This is a genomic window from Enterobacter sp. GER_MD16_1505_Eko_090, from assembly GCF_003331015.1.
Taxonomy (GTDB): domain Bacteria; phylum Pseudomonadota; class Gammaproteobacteria; order Enterobacterales; family Enterobacteriaceae; genus Enterobacter; species Enterobacter roggenkampii.
In genome coordinates this window covers 44,964-59,597 of sequence record NZ_PUQF01000003.1, presented here as the reverse complement: position 1 = coordinate 59,597, position 14,634 = coordinate 44,964, and the positions used below count along the sequence as shown (strand labels likewise).

Here is a 14,634-nt window from a genome sequence, read left to right as displayed (position 1 = left end):
ATAAGGGTAGGAAAATGTAAATATTCTGTCTAATATATTAATAATCTCAAATGATACTTTAGAAATATGAATATCGAGCTGCGTCATCTTCGCTACTTTGTCGCCGTCGCCGAAGAGCTGCATTTTGGCCGCGCGGCGGCACGGCTGAATATCTCTCAACCACCGTTAAGCCAGCAGATTCAGATCCTGGAGCAGCAGGTCGGGGCGCGCCTTCTGGCCCGCACCAACCGCAGCGTGAGCCTGACGGCGGCGGGTAAGCAGTTTCTCATCGACAGCCGACAAATTCTGAGCATGGTCGAGGACGCCGCCGCCCGGGCAGAACGGCTCTATCTCGGGGAGGCCGGAGAGTTGCGCATCGGGTTTACCTCGTCCGCACCGTTTATCAGCGCCGTCTCGGAAACCCTGTCGTCATTCCGTCGCCATTTCCCGGATGTGCATATTCAAACGCGCGAGATCAACACCCGCGAGCAGATCGCGCCGCTCAATGAAGGTTCGCTGGATCTGGGGCTGATGCGTAATACCCAGCTGCCGGACTCGCTGGCGTGGGAGGTGATCCTGCGCGAGCCGCTGATGGCCATGATCCCGCACGATCACCCGCTGGCGTCGCGTCCGGCGGTTTCGCTGGCAGAGCTGGCAAACGAGCCGTTTGTCTTTTTTGACCCGCAGGTCGGAACGGGTCTGTATGACGATATCCTGGGGCTGATGCGCCGCTACGATCTTGCCCCGGTCATCACCCAGGAAGTCGGGGAAGCGATGACCATTATCGGCCTGGTCGCCGCCGGGCTGGGGGTGTCTATTCTTCCGGCCTCCTTTAAACGGGTACAACTGCGCGAAATGCGCTGGGTGACCATCGCCGAAGAGGATGCCGTTTCAGAGATGTGGCTGGTCTGGGCAAAACATCGCGAACAGAGCCATGCCGCACAGCGCTTCAAACAGCAGTTGATGAACGCCTCCGCCGGGCGGCATTTTCAGGGAAAAGTGGGCAAAAATGTGCAGTAAATCACATGGCTAAGTAAATATTTGACGGCAGCCCTGCAAGTGCTTCACCATAGCCAACAGTTTATTTCGAAGCTCGAAAATAAGGGAGTACGAGGTGGTCGCTGATAGTCAGCCAGGGCATATTGATCAGATTAAGCAGACCAACGCTGGCGCGGTGTATCGCCTGATTGATCAGCTTGGTCCGGTTTCGCGTATCGATCTTTCGCGCCTGGCACAGCTGGCACCCGCCAGTATTACCAAGATTGTCCGCGAGATGCTGGAAGCGCACCTGGTTCAGGAGACGGAAATTCAGGAGCCGGGCAGCCGTGGCCGTCCGGCAGTCGGGCTGGTGGTGGAGACGGAGGCCTGGCACTACCTGTCGCTGCGCATCAGCCGGGGGGAGATCTTCCTTGCGCTGCGCGATCTCAGCAGCAAGCTGGTGGTGGAAGACCGTCTTGATCTGCCACTCAACGCTGAGGAACCGCTCCTCGACGCGATTGTTTCTCATATCGATCGCTTCTTTATTCGTCACCAGCAGAAGCTTGAACGCTTAACGGCCATTGCCATCACCATGCCGGGTATTATTGATACCGAAAATGGCATTGTTCACCGCATGCCGTTTTACGACGATGTTAAAGAGATGCCGCTGGGGGAAGTGCTGAAAAACCATACCGGCGTGCCGGTCTATATTCAGCATGACATCAGCGCCTGGACCATGGCGGAGGCGCTGTTCGGCGCGTCACGCGGGGCGAGGGATGTGATTCAGGTGGTTATCGATCATAACGTCGGGGCAGGCGTCATTACCGACGGACGTCTTCTCCACGCCGGAAGCAGCAGTCTGGTGGAAATTGGCCATACCCAGGTCGACCCATACGGCAAGCGCTGCTACTGCGGGAACCACGGCTGTCTGGAGACCATTGCCAGCGTGGAAAGCGTGCTGGAGCTGGCGCAGGTCAGGCTCAGTCAGTCCATGAGCTCCTCGCTGCACGGACAACCCCTCACGGTGGATTCTCTCTGCGCCGCGGCGCGTCAGGGCGATCTGCTGGCGAAGGACATCATTACCGGGGTGGGGAATAACGTTGGCCGCATTCTGGCGATTATGGTGAACCTCTTCAACCCGCAAAAAATCCTTATTGGCTCACCGCTGAGCCAGGCGGCGGAGATCCTCTTCCCGGCGATTACGGCCTGTATTCAGCAGCAGTCGCTTCCCGCCTACAGCCGGAACATTGCGGTAGAAAGTACCCAGTTTTCCAATCAGGGCACGATGGCCGGCGCCGCGCTGGTCAAAGATGCCATGTATAACGGCTCGCTGTTGATCCGCCTGTTACAGGGTTAACTCTTTTTTGCAGATGTAAGAAAAATTGCGCTATCTCAAGCCGGGTAGCGCACGCATCCCGTAGACTTCCTCCACTGAATTATTTACCTGGTTTATATTTTCGAAGCATACCCAAGAGGTGGAGTGAGTCATGCTTAAGCGTTTCTTTGTTACTGGTACAGATACCTCTGTCGGCAAGACCGTTGTATCCCGCGCATTGCTGCAGGCGCTGGCAGCAAGCGGTAAACGCGTGGCAGGGTACAAACCGGTCGCAAAAGGGAGTAAAGAGACGCCAGAGGGATTGCGTAATAAAGACGCCCTGGTACTGCAAAGCGTCTCGTCACTGGAACTGCCTTATCACGCGATCAATCCTATTGCGTTAAGCGAAGAGGAGAGCAGCGTGGCGCACAGCGGCCTGATTAATTACCCTCTGCTGTCCAACGGTCTGGCGAGCCTGTGCGAGAAGGTCGATCACGTGGTGGTGGAAGGCACGGGCGGCTGGCGCAGCCTGATGAACGATCTGCGCCCGCTGTCGGAATGGGTGGTGCAGGAACAGCTTCCGGTGGTGATGGTGGTGGGGATCCAGGAAGGGTGCATTAACCATGCGCTGCTGACGGCGCAGGCGATTGCCAATGACGGCCTGCCGCTGGTTGGCTGGGTGGCCAACCGCATCAACCCTGGTCTGGCGCACTATGCGGAGATCATCGACGTGCTGAGCGCTAAACTACCCGGACCACTGGTGGGTGAACTGCCTTATCTGCCTCGCGCCGAGCAGCGCGAGCTAGCGCAGTACATCGATCTCTCTGCCCTCAGTGGCGTGTTGACCGTAGATCGAGTCGTGGCGTAACGTCCGCGACAGCACGGACGCCAGCACGCAGGCGACCAGCAAACCGGGCAGTAAAAAATATTGCCCGGTCATTTCACAGACCATCAGCGCCGACATAATGGGCGCATGCGTGGTCGCGGCGAGTAGCGTCGCCATCCCCGCCAGCCCAAGCAGAATCGCCGTCTCAGCGCCAGGCAGCCACAGCGCGAAAAGCTGTGCAAACAGCATGCCCGTCGCCATACCGACAAACAGCGTGGGCGTGAATACCCCGCCCGGCGCGCCCGATCCGCTGCTCGCCAGCACCGCCAGCAGTTTACAGATAAAGACGCCTGCAACGATCGACAGCAGCGGTGGGGCGAGCAGAAAAGCCTGAACCACGCTATAGCCGTTCCCCCACACCTTCGGCGTCAGAAGAGACAGCAGCCCGACGATCGCACCGCCGAGCGCCAGCTGCCACGGCGGCGAAAGCTTAAGGCGCAGGAACAGCCCGTGGCTGAACGCCATCAGCCACATCAGCAGCGGCCCGCAAAGACCCGCCAGCAGCCCCATGGCGACCAGCAGGGCATAATCAGTTGCGGTGAGTGTGCCGCTCAAATGGACCGCGTAGAGCGTGCCGGTTCCCGGCGCCAGGAGCTGCGTGGTGAGAAGCGCCACTACCGCCGCGATAACCACGGGCCCGAGCGAGGCCAGCATCAGGGTGCCAAACAGAATCTCCGCAATGAACAGGCTTCCGGCTAACGGAGCATGGTAGGCGCTGGCCATCCCGGCCGCGGCGCCGCAGGCGATCCATAACTTCCATTCAGATTTGGGCGTAAAGCGCCGGGCAAAAAAGGAGGCGGCGAGGGCGGCAAGCAGGATCATCGCCCCTTCACGCCCGATGGCGCTTCCACTGGCCACGACCAGCAGAGAGGCAAGGGATTTCACCAGGCTGGCGCCGTAGTCAAACTGACCGTCGCCGGTCTCCAGCGCTTCCATATAATCGGTGGGGGCATGAGGCCGCTGGGCGGTCAGCCGTTGCCATCCCCATAGTAACAGTCCCGCAGCCAGCCCGCCCAGCGCGGGCGTCAGCGCGCGCCGCCAGGGTGAGAGCGACGCGGCGGCATTCACCAGGCTGCCGCTGTCGTTGCTGAGAAGCAGCCACTCCAGCAGATACATGCTGTGGCGGAACACCGCAACGGCCAGCGCGGCCAGCACGCCGGTGACGGTAGCAATCAGCAGTCGACGAAACATCGCGCGGATGTCGGGGTACGTATGAAGACGTTGCATGGGTCGCGAGTAAACGGGAAAGATACAATATTGTGGCGGGAAATCGCGGGGTTAGCAAAAGGTATGCGTGCGGAAAAGCCGGGCGATGCCCGGCCGGAAAGATTAGTTCTCGCTATGTATATTCAGCGCCCGACGCGTACGACCTGAACTGAGATACTCGGCTATATAGTCCTGAGAAATCTCGCCGTTGTAGCGCCCGTCCTCATCCACGATCGGCATCCAGCTGGTGTTACTCTCATACAGGCGTGACAGCACCACGCGCAGGTTGTCTTCGGCTTTGCCGGTCATGCGGAACGGATGCAGGATGTCGGCGCAGGTCCCGCTGGCGTTACGCGCTTCGCGACGCTTCACAAAGCCCAGCGGCTTGCCGTGCTCGTCAACCACGGTAATCGCGCGAATATCGTTATCATCCATGGTGGCAAAGGCTTCAGGCAGCGGCGTCGAACCCCGCACCGTAATGGTCGGCTGCTGGTCAGTGACGTCGCCCGCCGAGACCAGCAGCAGGCGCTTCAGCGTGCGGTCCTGACCGACAAACGAGCCGACAAACTCGTTCGCCGGTTTCGCCAACAGTTCGTCCGGGCTTGCGCACTGGACGATTTTCCCCTGCCGGAACACCGCAATACGGTCGCCAAGCTTCAGGGCTTCATCGATATCGTGGCTGACCAGCATGACGGTTTTTTTCAGCTTGCGCTGCATCTCGAGGAACTGGTTCTGGATCACCTCGCGGTTAATCGGGTCCACCGCGCCGAAGGGCTCATCCATCAGCAGCACCGGAGGATCCGCCGCCAGGGCGCGGATCACGCCGATGCGCTGCTGTTGGCCGCCGGACATCTCGCGCGGATAGCGATTCAGGAACTTATGCGGATCCAGCGCCACCATATCCATCAGCTCTTCGGCGCGGGTTTTGCAGCGCGCTTTATCCCAGCCCAGCATGCGCGGTACGACGGTAATGTTCTCTTCGATGGTCATGTTCGGGAACAGGCCAATCTGCTGGATCACGTAGCCAATATTGCGGCGCAGGGTGACGGTGTCCATCCCGCTGGTGTCTTCGCCGTTGATCAGGATCGTCCCGCTGCTCGGCGTAATGAGGCGGTTAATCATCTTCAGGGTGGTGGTCTTCCCGCAGCCGGACGGGCCGAGCAGGACGCACATTTCCCCTTCGGGCACGTTCAGGTTGACGTTGTCGACGGCCTTGAAGGTCTGGCCGTGCTTCTGTGAAAAGTGTTTGGTGAGGTTTTCCAGTTTTATCATTATCGAATCCCCTTCGGAGTCAGAACCACCTGCAGACGGTGCAGCAGCCAGTCGAGCACAATCGCTAAAAGACAAATCATCAGCGCGCCCGCAATCAGCATGCGGATATCGCTTCCGCCGATGCCGTTGAGCAGCAGCAGGCCCAGACCGCCCGCGCCGATCACTGCGGCAATCGCCATCACGCCGATATTCATCACCACGGCGGTGCGGATCCCGCCGAAAATCACCGGCAGCGCCATCGGAATTTCGACCCAGCGCAGGCGCTGCCAGAAGGTCATGCCGATGCCGCGTCCGGCTTCACGCAGGCCCGGCGGCAGGCTGTCGAGCGCCGTATGGGTGTTACGCACAATCGGCAGCAGCGAGTAGAGAAACACCGCTGTGATCGCGGGCAGGGCGCCAATCCCCTGACCGATCAGCGAAAACAGCGGGATCATCAGGCCAAACAGCGCAATGGACGGAATGGTCAGCACGATGGTGGCTATCCCCAGCACCGGCGTCGCCAGCCACCTGTGGCGGACAATCAGAATGCCGAGCGGGACGCCGATGAGAATGGCTAAGCCCACGGCCAGCGCCACCAGCCAGAGATGCTGCAGCGTCAGGGTTAAGAGGTAGTCCCAGTTGTCCAGAATGTAGTGAATCGTCTCCATAGCGCCTCCTACAGCAGCTGTTTGCTACGCAGGAAATCACGGGCGACCTGCTGCGGTGACTGATGGTCGATATCCACCTTCTTGTTCAGTTCGGTGATAACGTCGTTGTTGAGCTGGGCCGAGAGGGTGTTGAGCGCCTCTTCCAGGCCCGGATTGGCCTCCAGCGTGTCCTTACGGACCACCGGGGTGACGGCATAGCTCGGGAAGAAGCCTTTATCGTCTTCCAGCACCTTGAGATCGAAGCCCTTCACGCGCCCGTCGGTGGTATAAATCAGCCCGGCGTCGACGAAGCCGTCGCGCACCGCGTTATAAACCAGACCGGGGTCCATCTGGCGGATCTGCGGGCGGTCCAGGTCCATCTTATAGGCGGCCTGAAGCGGCTTCATGCCGTCGCTGCGCCCGGCAAATTCCAGGTCTAAGCCCAGCAGCCAGTTTTTGTCCGGGTTGGTTTTACGGATCTGCTCAATCTTCGCCACCATCTCCGACATGGTGTTGATATGTTCCGCCTCGGCGCGCTTGCGCTGCATGGCGAACGCATAGGTGTTGTTCATGTCGGCGGGCTTGAGCCAGACCAGACCGTGCTTCGCGTCCAGACGTTTCACCGTCTCGTAAGACTCCTGGGGCGACATGCGCTTGTTGATATGGTTAAAGATGATTAATGACGTGCCGGTGTACTCCCAGGTCATATCAATCTGCTTGTTGATCATCGCGTTGCGGGAGATCACCGTGGCGATATTGGTTTGCGGCTGCACCTGAAAGCCTTTCTTTTGAAGGTACTGCACGGTCATCGCCGAGAGAATGTGCTGCTCGGTAAAGCTCTTGGTCGCCAGAATCAGCGGGGCCGCAATGGTCTGGCCGGTGAACAGCGCCGCGGCACACAGCGCCGCCAGGCTGGATATCAGTCTCATAAAAGCTCCTTGTTATTGTTATCGAGCGAGATGGGGACTCATCACGCGACCCAGCGCCGCCAGCAGGGTATCGAGGATCAGGGCGAACAGGGCGGTGGCCGCCGCGCCGAGGATCAGGGTCGGAAAATCGTTCAGGTAAATGCCGGGGAAAATCAGCTCGCCGTAGCTGCTGGCACCGATCAGGAACGCCAGCGGTGCGGTACCGACGTTAATGGCGGTGGCGATGCGGATCCCCGAGAGCATGACCGGCCAGGCGGCAGGCAGCTCAACCTGGCGCAGACGCTGCCATTTGGTCATCCCGATGCCGTTTGCCGCTTCCAGCAGCGACGGCGGGACCGAGCACAGCCCGGCATAGGTGTTGCGCACGATCGGCAGCAGCGAGGCGAGGAACAGGGCGATGATGGCCGGCGTATCGCCAATACCAATCACCACCATCGCCAGCGCCAGCACGGCCAGCGGCGGCAGCGTGTTGCCGACGTTGAAGATTTGCATCACATATTCGGCGATACCCCGCGCGGCCGGGCGGCTCAGCAGAATACCGGCCGGAATACCCACCAGCAGGGCAAAGAACATTGATGAGAAAACCAGAATCATATGCTGTTGCCCGAGATAGATCAGGTCAACCTGACGCGCTCTGATGGTCTCCAGCCCGATCCCCCAGACGAGGAGGGCGAGAACCACGATAATGGCGCCGACAAACAGCAGCGAACGTTTGAATAATGGGTGCATTGCGGTGTGTCTCCCTGTGCGCATGCGTTATAGCAACCACCGGTTGCCTGTTGTTATGCCATGTTTCGGCAGGGGTAATTGACCTATAGCAAGCGTTTGGGAAGGGTTCCAGCGAAGGGGGAAAATCAGTAACCCTATGAAACTAGTGGCAACCTGAGGTCAGGCCTTATGGCATAAGGCCTGATTGTGGGGCGGGCAGAATAGTCCTAAAGCGAATCTTTCAATGTGACAGTGTCACATCTAAAGGGCTTTTATGCCGAGTACAGGTCATTACCTTCATAGAGGGGCGCGAACCCGTCGAACCCGCGACGAGACGGTGATTATTGAGACGGTGGCGACAAACGCGAGCATCACGCCTAGCGCCAGCATGGCGTTAAAGCCAATCCATCGGAACAGCAGCAGCCCCGCGATGCCGCCCGTAATGAACGAAAACAGGGTGGTTAAGTGGGTTTTTAGCTGGCTTTTTTGCGCCGCCGTATCTTTGGAGTAATCCCTGCGCAGCATCGCCACCATGACGGAGGCCAGGGAAATCCCCGCGTCCGTTAGCGTGCCGGTAATGTGCGTCGATCTTACCCGTCCGCCGGAAAGCTGCGTGGAGGTGGAATTATGAATGCCCATCAGAAAGCAGAGAAATAGAATAATTTCGCGATTGCTGGTGAGCGCATGGAAATACATTTCGTAGAAGGAAACGCCGGTCAGTAATATCCCCTCGACAAAAAGGATCTGGCAAAAAACCAGCCTGACGTTATGGATAATTCCCCATATCACGATCGTGCGCGCAATAATGGCGCCAGCCACAAAAGAGAGAATTATCGAGCCGAAGAAAATCATATCGCTCAGATCGGTAGAAGAAACTTCGCTGGATAACTGTGAGGTGTTGCCGGTCATGTGTGAGGGGAAAAAGCCAAATGCCCCGAGGGCGATGGCGTTCAGCAAACCTGCTGAGGTCGCCAGCCAGAGAGCAAGCTGGCGATCCTCCTGATGCGTTCGTTCTTTCTTGAGTTTAATCAGCAAGAATACCTCCGGGTTGAGCTTTGCCTGACTATTCAGGCTAGCAAAGCGGTGCAACGGGCTGTCCAGGATATGGCTTAATTATTATTCCCTCTGACGACAATCAGGGTTTCGTAATTAAATAAAACAGCCTCGTTGCGGTATTCATTCAGGCATTAAGTTTTATATCATGCCGTTATTGCCGTGACGCAAAAATGCCGGACGCAGGTTAAGGCGCTCGAACCAGGCCTCAATGGCGGGCACGTCTGGCTTATCAAACGGCGTCATTTTCCAGCGATTCACCGACAGCCCAAGCACCACGTCCGCGAGGGTAAACGTCTCGCCCGCCGCAAAGGCCCCGGTGCGCTGCAGCTGGTTTTCCAGAATGGTGATGCAGTGGTTCCACTCTTTGATTCCCGCCGCAATGCGCTCAGGGTCGTTAAAGTCCGGGTTTTTACGCCCCAGCGCCGGGAAGACATAGCGCCAGGCGTTGTTAAATTCAGTGGCCTGCCAGTCCATCCAGCGCTCAACGTTGGCGCAGGCCTGCGGTTCTGCGGGCAGCAGATCGTGACGTTCGGCCTTGCGCGCCAGATAACGGCAGATGGAATTGGACTCCCACAGCACGAAATCGCCATCTATCAGCACCGGCACCATGGCGTTGGGGTTCAGGGCGCGAAAGGCATCCGTTTCCGTCGAGGCAAAACCGCTGCCGTAATCTTCCTGCTGATAGGCTATGCCCGCTTCTTCGCAGGTCCAGAGCACTTTACGAACGTTGATGGAGGTGGTTTTGCCGAGGATGCTGATCATTGCGCAGGTGTCCTTTAGAGGATGTTATTGTTTAAAAACAATACACCAGATGTGCCAGAGAGGTTGGGGCAAAATTTGGTGGGGCGTGCTCTGTGTGGCCCCGGTGAACGTTTCTGGAAGGCGCCTCGCAAACCGCAAAGTAACCTTATGAAATTCAGCTTTATGTCTTTTCCTCAACGGGTCGCGGTCGTAAAGTGCCTGCGTTGCGGCACATCCGCAATCGGGCGTAGGAACCCGTCAACCATATAGTGACATTACGTATGTCGCAGCAGTGCCGATCTCGTTACAATAACGGTGGCGCTGACGGAGCAGCCGTAAGGCTGGCCGTTTTCTATATGGGCGGTATTCCTACCTCTGTCAGCGCTACCCCCCGAGCGTAGGAACTCAAAGGGTGGTTAAATAAACTCCATATAGAAGGAAGCCTTGTATGGCGACTATCCCAACCTTGAATTATCTCCCGTCTGACGAAAACATCATTCTGCAATGTATCTCCCGACCGCTTCCGGCCGATGCCGATCTCTTTGACGTCGCCGACAACTGCGCCGCGCTGGTGAGCGTGCTGGTCGAAACCGATGATGTCGCGAGCCGTACTGCGCTGTGCGAGCGTCTCCTTCAGGCTCTGCGCAGGTTGCGTGAACTCTGTGATGCCGATCTTCCGCCATACCTGATTGAACAGTTGATCATGGGTGAGAAAACCAACTCCTGCGTGCCCGACTGCTGGCAGGACACCTTAACGCAGGTGGACTACGTTCTGGCGCTGACGCAGGCCGTTATGGGGGGAACGCTACCCGCTCACGTAGCGAAAGAGCTGACGGGCCTGCTGCACGATATGGTGTGGCTGCTGGCTGAGTTTGTGAAGGAGCCGCGCATTACTGCGCATTAAGGGGCTGGCGTGGAGGGGCGGCAGCGCTCCTTTGAAGCCGTGATTAACGCGATCGGTTCCCGGTATCCAGAAGCGATGTACCGTAGGAGTTGTCGATGGTACAAAGCCAGCGACCGTCGCTTTTCTGCCGAAAAACATAGGTCGCGCGGCGCGACATTTCCGTTGTCCCACCATGACCATCAGGAAAACGTAGAACGGTTTCCATGATAACGAGGGCATTGCCGCCACCTTCGATCACCTGCATCTCTCCTTGTTCCACAATCAATTGGTCCTGGAAATAATCCGAGATGGCAACAAACGCGCTGCGGATGTTTTCTTTGCCTTTAACCGTCATGCCGGGCTTGACCACCAGAGCTGCGTCTTCTGCGTAATACTCCATCAGGACATCATAGTTTTTGGTGGTGATGGCGTGGTCACAGGATTCGATGATCTGGCGTAGCGGATGTGGGGTCATGCGCGATTCCTCGTTGATGGGGGGAACGCGTATTAACATAACAGGCTGGCGTGTTTGTATAGCTACCAGGTTTTGTGGCTGGCAGGCTCTGGGTTTGAAGTGGAGGATTTAGTGAAGAATGTTACGTCTGCGATAGGATATAATGGGGCGGAACACTTAAATCCACAAATAATTTCATACTGGAAGTTACTAATAAGCATAAAGACGACATTGCTTCTACTAAGTGTTATGTATTTATATCGATGAAGAGTATTTTTGTAGAAAACCCTCTGAAAAGGCCAATGTAATGCATATTTTTGATGGGAATGGAAATAAACTTGATGCAGAGTGCTCTGTTTGTGAAGAGGATGGAATTTATGGACTAATCCTTGAATCTTGGGGGCCAACACACAGGAACAAGGATTATAATACAGCACTTGATTGTATCGTTGAGAGACTGATTGATTCCGGTGTAGATAACGTTATTGTATATCTGGCTTCATCCACAGTTAGAAAACATATGCCATCCATAACTGAAAGGAAAATCCATCCTGGAGAATTTTTCTCTCTTAAAGGTAATAATCCTCGAAACATTCGCTTGGAAATGTGTAGTTATCAGGCTCATTTTAGTAGTACAGGTAAAAAAGATGTTCCTTCCGGGAACAGGGCAAAGCGAATTATGATAAATGTTCCTGGTATCAATGGCGGCGAATTTTGGGAGCAGATAGTACTTGGGGAATTATCAGAACTTTTTCAACCTACAGAAGATGAGGCTGTTCTAAATGCAAGGGTTAGCAAGTTAATCAAACAAAATTTAAGCGAACCTAAAGGATATCAATCACCACTAGTAGTAGAGCGACTTCAAAAGGTCTATGCTCGAGATCCTAGAGTGAAGACGTGGATATTACAGAAAAGTAATGGAATTTGTGAAAGCTGTGGTGGAAATGCACCTTTTTATATAAATGATGGAATCCCATATCTGGAAGTACATCACGTAGTACCTCTTTCGTTATCCGGTACTGATACCATAAGCAACTGTGTTGCTCTTTGCCCTAATTGTCATAGAGCTTTGCATTATAGTCAAAATGCTAAAGAGCTAATTGAGATGCTTTACAATAAAATAGAGAGATTGCAGAAGTGAACAGTACTCTTGTTAGAGTAATCTTTAGGCGGGCATCATTAGCCATTTAGCAATGCTGGACGGCTCGAGATGAGCCTGTGGTAAAAAACCATTGATTATTATTCGTGTCAATGGTTTTTTCCTCAATTGAAATTAATATAAAAATAAAAAATTTGTTCGTATAAAGAATGTCTGCTATCGGCGCAATACGGAGGGCGCCAAAAACAGTATGACTGTGATTTCAAATCAAGGTAACAATCGAACGTACCAGGTCATCACAACATTTGTACCCTATGGCACAGCCACAGCTGTGATCACACAACGCTATCGCCTCAACGTCATAACTGATGAAACAGGCCAAACACATAAAATCGATCCGAACAGTGTTAGCGTAACCAGTCCATACTCTGCGGAGATGGCTCAAAAAAATGAGACCCAGCTTCGCAGTGCCCCAGAGAGTTATCAATCTGACAGCATGGTGACAGTGACCGATTTCCCGAACTACACCATTCAAGGTTATGAAAATGGTCCTGTCACTCGGTGTGCTATTTTGTCTAAACACGAGTAGTTATCACCACCCGGATAAATATGGGTTAAGTATGAGACGAGGGTTAACTGTTAAACTGTTACAACAAGTTGCACTGATTAAAGGGCAATAAATAAAGGGCTGCTTACACTTTAATGATTATATAGCGTGCCGATAACCACATCTGCTTTTGGCAAGAACTGACATTGCAAAATAAGTACGTCTGTTTTGAGCGAGGATCGGAAGTCAGAGTTCCAACTATTTTTAGCTGCAAGAGTCTGGAAGAACTAATATATAGTATTCTATTTTTGCGACCCACAACCAGTGCTCCGGATATATTGATCATATGCGTAAATTACAAAAACTAATTGCAGCCGAGCGTACCACCTTTTCACCGTACAGCAGCCTCTCTCCGAAGGCGATATCTCGTATCGCATCTAAATGTCGGAAGGATGAAGTTGCCGATGCGCATATCTTGATAAAGGAGTTGATGGCTGAGTTGGCCACAGTTCCTGATTGGGATGGTGATACGCATGATGACATATGGAGGTCCATCGAGCTGTTCAGAGCAATCCTGCAAAAGGTGAGATAAAAAAGATGCTAGCGTCCATTCATGGCACGATGTTGCAACAGCAGCTACTTTGGGTTTGACCAGATCACAGCCTCTAGCCTGGAAATAGACGGCGAGGTATTGCGAACCTGCTCTTTGCGTTTCAATCTATGTTTAGACGCAGGTTTTACAAGGCTGAGACGAGGTTCCTGATCTTTTCAGCCTTTTCAAAATGGTCCAGCTTCATCTCCACAATCCACCAGTGCGCCACTTCCATAAGCAGTTCCGGATCGTCGTTTTTATTAGCAAAAAAAGCATAAAACGAAAGCCCAGCATCGCTTCCCTTAGAGGCAATTTTTGCATCATAGATCCTGATGATCTTTTCCTTAATTCCTTGCCGCACGCCATCTCCTTTACGCTTTTCATGTTCAGGATAAAAAAAGCCGCAAGCAGATGTCTGCTTACGGCTACAGGATCGTTAATAACGTTTTCTGACAATCAGGCCGCTTTCACAGCCCTGATTTTTTTCGTGTCAGCCGCATCGGAGTCAGTTGTATCCGCTACAGCTGGAGCAGTGAGATCGGGAAGCTTGCTGGTACGCAGAATATGCTGCACGGTCTCTTTCTGCTCGGCGAGATACAGGCCAAGATTTTCAGCCTGCGTTTCATCCATCTGCATTCCACTTTGCAACAGCCAGTCGGTGAACGCGTCGGCCATATCGAGCAGCTTGTCGTGAGCGTCAGCCTCTTTCTTACTGGCAAATGTCATTTTCTCTTCACCTTTTCTTACGACAACAAATTTTGTTTCAACAGCCATCGTGCACCTCGTTATACTGTATTTATATACAGTATAACAGCAACAAATCGACGTTGCAGCAAAATATGCATTACTGGCGAAGCTGCTGTGTTTCCGGGCCAACCATACTGCGTCGCCATGCCCCAGGCGCCTGACCATACTGGCGCTTAAAGCTGCGGTTGAAGGACTGCTGGGAGTCAAAGCCCAGCGCGATCGCCACGTTCAGAATCGGTTCGTCGCTGTGGGATAACCGCTCAACCGATTTTTGCAGCTTTTGCGCGCGAATATACCCGGCGAGGGGATAGCCCGTATGCTCTTTGAACAGGCGCTGGAGGTGCCATTTTGAGTAGCCGGAACGCCTGGCGACGGTCTCAATGTCCAGGCGGCTGTCCAGGTTGTTGTCGATCCAGTCGAGTAAATCATGCATAAATGCGCCAGTGTTCATCTGGTTACCCCCACGCAGCGGATGAAAAAGTATCTTTGTCTGTTGCATTTAAAGGTGGCGCGTTTTTGCAGTAATTGCAAGTTTTATTGTTGCATTTAAATCCCTGACCGAAACGGGTCTTTTCACATCCACTCAAATAGCACATAAAGTGCAACAATTATTCTT

Annotated in this window: 18 protein-coding genes; 7 read left to right on the top strand and 11 right to left on the bottom strand. The window is 54.4% G+C overall.

Annotation, left to right across the window (positions count from 1 at the left end; translation table 11 throughout):
• The first annotated feature begins 66 nt into the window (after nt 1–66).
• The 3 genes from C6A40_RS04305 to bioD all read left to right on the top strand — a co-directional run bounded on the left by C6A40_RS04305 (nt 67) and on the right by bioD (nt 3,140).
• The gene (locus C6A40_RS04305) at nt 67–999 is read left to right on the top strand and encodes a LysR family transcriptional regulator (protein ID WP_023292581.1); all 933 of its coding nucleotides are present in this window, start codon (nt 67–69) and stop codon (nt 997–999) included.
• 94 nt (nt 1,000–1,093) lie between these two features.
• Nucleotides 1,094–2,314 (top strand): sugar metabolism global transcriptional regulator Mlc, encoded by a 1,221-nt coding sequence (gene mlc, locus C6A40_RS04300; RefSeq protein WP_008502447.1) that lies wholly within the window; start codon nt 1,094–1,096, stop codon nt 2,312–2,314.
• Between the two features lie 130 nt (nt 2,315–2,444).
• Nucleotides 2,445–3,140, top strand: coding sequence for a dethiobiotin synthase (gene bioD / locus C6A40_RS04295; RefSeq protein ID WP_021241191.1), 696 nt, complete (start codon nt 2,445–2,447; stop codon nt 3,138–3,140).
• Here the strand turns inward: bioD and clcB are convergent.
• The 7 genes from clcB to C6A40_RS04260 all read right to left on the bottom strand — a co-directional run bounded on the left by clcB (nt 3,075) and on the right by C6A40_RS04260 (nt 9,717).
• Nucleotides 3,075–4,385, bottom strand: coding sequence for a voltage-gated ClC-type chloride channel ClcB (gene clcB, locus C6A40_RS04290; RefSeq protein WP_063453369.1), 1,311 nt, complete (start codon nt 4,383–4,385; stop codon nt 3,075–3,077). The two genes, bioD and clcB, sit on opposite strands and share 66 nt — an antisense overlap.
• A 102-nt stretch (nt 4,386–4,487) precedes the next feature.
• Complete coding sequence (osmV, locus tag C6A40_RS04285) at nt 4,488–5,636, bottom strand: osmoprotectant ABC transporter ATP-binding protein OsmV (RefSeq protein ID WP_023344013.1); 1,149 nt, start codon at nt 5,634–5,636, stop codon at nt 4,488–4,490.
• Nucleotides 5,636–6,283, bottom strand: coding sequence for an osmoprotectant ABC transporter permease OsmW (gene osmW, locus C6A40_RS04280; RefSeq protein WP_021241193.1), 648 nt, complete (start codon nt 6,281–6,283; stop codon nt 5,636–5,638). Before osmW ends, osmV begins: the two co-directional genes overlap by 1 nt.
• A gap of 8 nt (nt 6,284–6,291) precedes the next feature.
• A complete protein-coding gene (gene osmX / locus C6A40_RS04275) occupies nt 6,292–7,191 on the bottom strand; it encodes an osmoprotectant ABC transporter substrate-binding protein OsmX (protein WP_008502442.1) in 900 nt (299 codons plus the stop codon).
• An 18-nt stretch (nt 7,192–7,209) separates the two neighbouring features.
• The gene (gene osmY / locus C6A40_RS04270; protein WP_039266233.1) at nt 7,210–7,920 is read right to left on the bottom strand and encodes an osmoprotectant ABC transporter permease OsmY; all 711 of its coding nucleotides are present in this window, start codon (nt 7,918–7,920) and stop codon (nt 7,210–7,212) included.
• Between the two features lie 276 nt (nt 7,921–8,196).
• A complete protein-coding gene (locus tag C6A40_RS04265; protein WP_045335995.1) occupies nt 8,197–8,934 on the bottom strand; it encodes a YoaK family protein in 738 nt (245 codons plus the stop codon).
• Nucleotides 8,935–9,093: 159 nt separating this feature from the next.
• Nucleotides 9,094–9,717, bottom strand: coding sequence for a glutathione S-transferase family protein (locus C6A40_RS04260; RefSeq protein WP_045335993.1), 624 nt, complete (start codon nt 9,715–9,717; stop codon nt 9,094–9,096).
• Nucleotides 9,718–10,144: 427 nt separating this feature from the next.
• Here C6A40_RS04260 and C6A40_RS04250 point away from each other — a divergent pair, with 427 nt between their 5' ends.
• Nucleotides 10,145–10,600, top strand: a complete 456-nt coding sequence (locus C6A40_RS04250) for a hypothetical protein (protein ID WP_045335991.1) — start codon at nt 10,145–10,147, stop codon at nt 10,598–10,600.
• A gap of 43 nt (nt 10,601–10,643) precedes the next feature.
• Here the strand turns inward: C6A40_RS04250 and C6A40_RS04245 are convergent, their stop codons facing one another.
• Complete coding sequence (locus C6A40_RS04245) at nt 10,644–11,054, bottom strand: YybH family protein (protein ID WP_045335989.1); 411 nt, start codon at nt 11,052–11,054, stop codon at nt 10,644–10,646.
• 286 nt (nt 11,055–11,340) lie between these two features.
• On the opposite strand from C6A40_RS04245, the gene C6A40_RS04240 reads away from it, so the two are divergent.
• The 3 genes from C6A40_RS04240 to C6A40_RS04235 all read left to right on the top strand — a co-directional run bounded on the left by C6A40_RS04240 (nt 11,341) and on the right by C6A40_RS04235 (nt 13,271).
• Nucleotides 11,341–12,174: an HNH endonuclease gene (locus tag C6A40_RS04240; protein WP_072050937.1), complete on the top strand. Its 834-nt coding sequence runs from the start codon at nt 11,341–11,343 to the stop codon at nt 12,172–12,174.
• Nucleotides 12,175–12,382: 208 nt separating this feature from the next.
• Nucleotides 12,383–12,721 carry a hypothetical protein gene (locus tag C6A40_RS24890; protein ID WP_131641675.1) on the top strand — a complete coding sequence of 113 codons (339 nt, stop codon included), beginning with the start codon at nt 12,383–12,385 and terminating at the stop codon, nt 12,719–12,721.
• Between the two features lie 304 nt (nt 12,722–13,025).
• Nucleotides 13,026–13,271 (top strand): hypothetical protein, encoded by a 246-nt coding sequence (locus C6A40_RS04235; RefSeq protein WP_045335987.1) that lies wholly within the window; start codon nt 13,026–13,028, stop codon nt 13,269–13,271.
• A gap of 145 nt (nt 13,272–13,416) precedes the next feature.
• On the opposite strand, the gene C6A40_RS04230 is transcribed toward C6A40_RS04235, so the two are convergent.
• The 3 genes from C6A40_RS04230 to C6A40_RS04220 form a co-directional block, all read right to left on the bottom strand.
• Nucleotides 13,417–13,632, bottom strand: coding sequence for a DUF6500 family protein (locus tag C6A40_RS04230; protein WP_045335985.1), 216 nt, complete (start codon nt 13,630–13,632; stop codon nt 13,417–13,419).
• Nucleotides 13,633–13,727: 95 nt separating this feature from the next.
• Complete coding sequence (locus tag C6A40_RS04225; RefSeq protein WP_045335983.1) at nt 13,728–14,045, bottom strand: YebG family protein; 318 nt, start codon at nt 14,043–14,045, stop codon at nt 13,728–13,730.
• A 70-nt stretch (nt 14,046–14,115) separates the two neighbouring features.
• Complete coding sequence (locus tag C6A40_RS04220; RefSeq protein ID WP_028015790.1) at nt 14,116–14,469, bottom strand: helix-turn-helix domain-containing protein; 354 nt, start codon at nt 14,467–14,469, stop codon at nt 14,116–14,118.
• Nucleotides 14,470–14,634: the final 165 nt, after the last annotated feature.